Source organism: Protofrankia sp. Cr2 (assembly GCF_963555885.1).
In the GTDB taxonomy this organism is placed as follows: domain Bacteria; phylum Actinomycetota; class Actinomycetes; order Frankiales; family Frankiaceae; genus Protofrankia.
Map to the genome: position 1 here is coordinate 75,050 of NZ_CAUVXG010000006.1, position 3,119 is coordinate 78,168.

At 67.2% G+C, this 3,119-nt stretch carries 2 protein-coding genes and 1 pseudogene; 2 read left to right on the top strand and 1 reads right to left on the bottom strand.

What is annotated here, in order from left to right; translation table 11 throughout:
• A pseudogene (locus tag U9978_RS05360) lies at nucleotides 1-237 on the top strand (helix-turn-helix domain-containing protein); the annotation flags it as partial.
• 325 nt (nucleotides 238-562) lie between these two features.
• Here the strand turns inward: U9978_RS05360 and U9978_RS05365 are convergent.
• Complete coding sequence (locus U9978_RS05365) at nucleotides 563-1,663, bottom strand: helix-turn-helix transcriptional regulator (RefSeq protein ID WP_322759921.1); 1,101 nt, start codon at nucleotides 1,661-1,663, stop codon at nucleotides 563-565.
• A gap of 391 nt (nucleotides 1,664-2,054) precedes the next feature.
• Between U9978_RS05365 and U9978_RS05370 the strand changes: the two genes are divergently transcribed.
• Nucleotides 2,055-3,119: S53 family peptidase (locus tag U9978_RS05370; protein ID WP_322759922.1), on the top strand; the 1,065-nt coding region annotated here is incomplete at its 3' end.

Below are 3,119 nucleotides of genomic sequence, written 5' to 3' on the forward strand. Positions count from 1 at the left end.
TTCGACCTTCCGGTGGAGAAGTCCACGGCTACCCACCATTTCCGCGTGCTGCGCGAGGCCGGGCTCATCCGCCAGTACTACGTGGGCACCTCTCGGATGAACGCCCTGCGACACGCCGAGATCGACGCGGTTTTCCCAGGCTTGCTCGGTGCGCTCGTGACCGCCGGCGAAGGAAGCCGCCCAGCGGGGGCCGGCCAGGCTGCCCCGGGACCGGACCGACCGTGGGCAGGGGCATGAGGGCCGGCAGGTCTTATGGGCGACGTCGTCGAAGCAGCCCGCAGCACCCTCGTCATCGGCGCTGTACAGCGCTGCGCAAACCCTGCCACTTACCGATCGCAGTCACACTCCAGCGACGGCCGTAGCACCCGCCGCTTCCGTCGGTCTCGGCGCTACGTCCGCTGGTGAGAGGTACCGGCAACAGGTGCGACACTGAGGGGCCGGACGGAGGACAAGCACGATGCCGGTCAATGATGGAATTCTCGACACTCTGTAACTGACCGAGGATTCCGTTCGCCAGCCATTGGTGAGGCGGATCGGGAGCTGGGATCAACGGGCCGGGCACTCAAGCCAGGCACACCGGGTGTTCCTCCCAGCGTAGCGCGTAATCTTCGAGGAAGACCCGGCCGACCAGTTCGCCCCGGCTCCGTACGCCCGTCTTGTCGAAGATTGACTTGAGGTGGTCCTGTACCGTGTACGGCGAGACCCCGAGCATCTGGGCCATCTGTTTGGTTGACTGGCCCTGCAGGCAGAGTTGCGTAACCTGGCACTCTCGATCAGAGAGCCCGTAGGCGAGAGCGACCAGCGGGGCGACCTCGTTGGGTGTGGCGGGCTGGATGATGACCGCGGTGCGGCCGTCGGCACCGCCGGAGAGCCGAGTGCCGTACAGCAGCAGCCATGACCCGGATCTCGTCTGCACCCGAGACCGCGCCGAGACCTCAACCGAGTCGTGGCCGGCGCCAAACGCGCGGGCCCGGGCAGCGACGACTTGAACCATCTTCGACGCGGCGGGGACGGGCGGTGGAGGAACCTCAATCATTTCCTCGATCCACCGCTCCGCGGCGGGCGAGATCGACTCGGGGTCGCCGTACTCGTCGAACATGACCACTCCCGGACCGTCATCCCGAGGATGCTCCGTCGTCACTGCCGTCGCAAGCAGAGCCCGCCGGAAGCCGACGGCGATCGGCTCGCATAGTGAAGCCAGCAAGCGCACGTCTTCTTCGGTGAACCATGGTTCGCCCTCGTCACGGAGGAAGCTCGCAGCCGCCCAGTAGGTGCCGTCTGCGACAAACGACCCGCGTAGTTCGTCCCCGATGCCGTACGCCTCGCGGGAGCGGTGCCGGGCGCTGCGGGACAGGTCACCGTGGGTCGCAAGGCTCGTTGCGCCCGCTTGGCGTCCGCTCCGAGCGAGAAACCACCACTTGTTCACATCGTCAAGGACGTACTCGTGCGTTGCCAGCCAGGACCCAGAGTAGTCGATGTTCTGGTTGAGGCTGCCGGTAAGCAACACCGTCCACGGGTCGACCGTGTGCCAGCAACTGCGCTGAAAAGGGACGAGCCGGCTGAGAATCTCGCTCGCCTGCGTCGAGAACGTGACCCAGTCGAGCCCATCATCCGCCAGCCGTACGATGTCGGCGCGGGTACGACGCAAACGGTCTCGGTTCATCACCGAATCGTAATTTCCGGCCCAAGGGGGCAACCACCCCACGATTCTGGGATGCCTCGGCACCAACTCCCCGCTGATGTGGGGTTGGCCGGCGGGCCGTCGTAGCCCACGATCGGTCTTGCCCGTCCAGCATGCCTGCCCTCCAGGGCGCAATAGGACCCCAACTCAGCAGGAGAAGGCCGCCTAAGAGCGACCGGCAACAGGGACGCGGCGTCGTGGGGCTGGGGCACGCACCTCGCGTCGTTGTCGTCGGTCAACACCCACAACCAGGGTGTCTCCCTCCGCCGCCTCGCGATGCACGCACCCCAGCCCCACTCCTTGATCCACGCCCCTGTTGCCGGGCGCTCTAAGGCGAAAACGGAAGTTGCCGAACTCAGGAAGTGAGGACATCATGTCCACCAGTAAGCAGAGGTTCCACGCGGTACCGGGCAGTCTGCGCGAGGCCCCCGCCGGCAGCCACCGCATCCGATCGGCCGCTGCCACCACCCCGGCCGAGGTCACCGTTGTACTGCACCGGCGTTCCAGCGCCTCCCTGTGGGACGGGCAGACGGCCTTGGCGCGGATGGACCGCGCCGCGTTCGCGGCCAGCCGTGGAGCGGACCGGCGGGACGTCGCCCGGCTGGAGGAGTTCGCACACACGCACGGACTCTCCATCACCTCGATCGATCTGGCCGCACGGGCGGTGGGGCTGGCTGGGACCGTCGGCCAGATGAACCAGGCCTTCCATGTGGACCTGGGCGAGTACACATACCAGGGCACGACGTACCGGGGCCGCGAGGGCGAGATCCACGTGCCGGCCGGACTCGCACCTATGATCCAAGCCGTTCTCGGGCTCGATGACCGGCGCCAAGCCCGCCCACACTTTCGCATGGCCCAGGCCAACGGTGCCACGCCGGACGCGCTGGAGATCAGCTACCCGCCCCAGCAGGTGGCCCGGCGCTACGACTTCCCCACGGACGCCGACGGATCAGGCCAGACCGTCGCACTCATCGAACTCGGCGGCGGCTACTACGTCCACGATCTCAAGAGGTACTTCACGAACCAGAAGCTGCGCACGCCCAGGATCACCGCTGTATCGGTGGACGGGGCCCGCAATACCCCCGGCGGCAAGGATGACGGCAAGGTCGCCCTGGACATCGAGATGGTCGGGGCCATCGCCCAAGGCGCAACCATGGCGGTCTACTTTGCCCCGAACACCACCCGCGGCTTCTACAACGCGATCGCCGCGGCCCTGCATGACCAGCTCCGCCGGCCCACAGTGATCTCCATCAGCTGGGGAAACCCCGAGAGCAGCTGGACCGCCCAGGCGATGGACAGCTACGACGCGCTGTTCGCCGACGCCGCAGCGCTCGGCGTCACGGTCTTCTGCGCCGCCGGCGATAACGGTGCCACCGCCGGCCTGCCCAGCGGCCTGCATGTCGACTTCCCGGCCTCCAGCCCCCACGTCGTCGCTTGC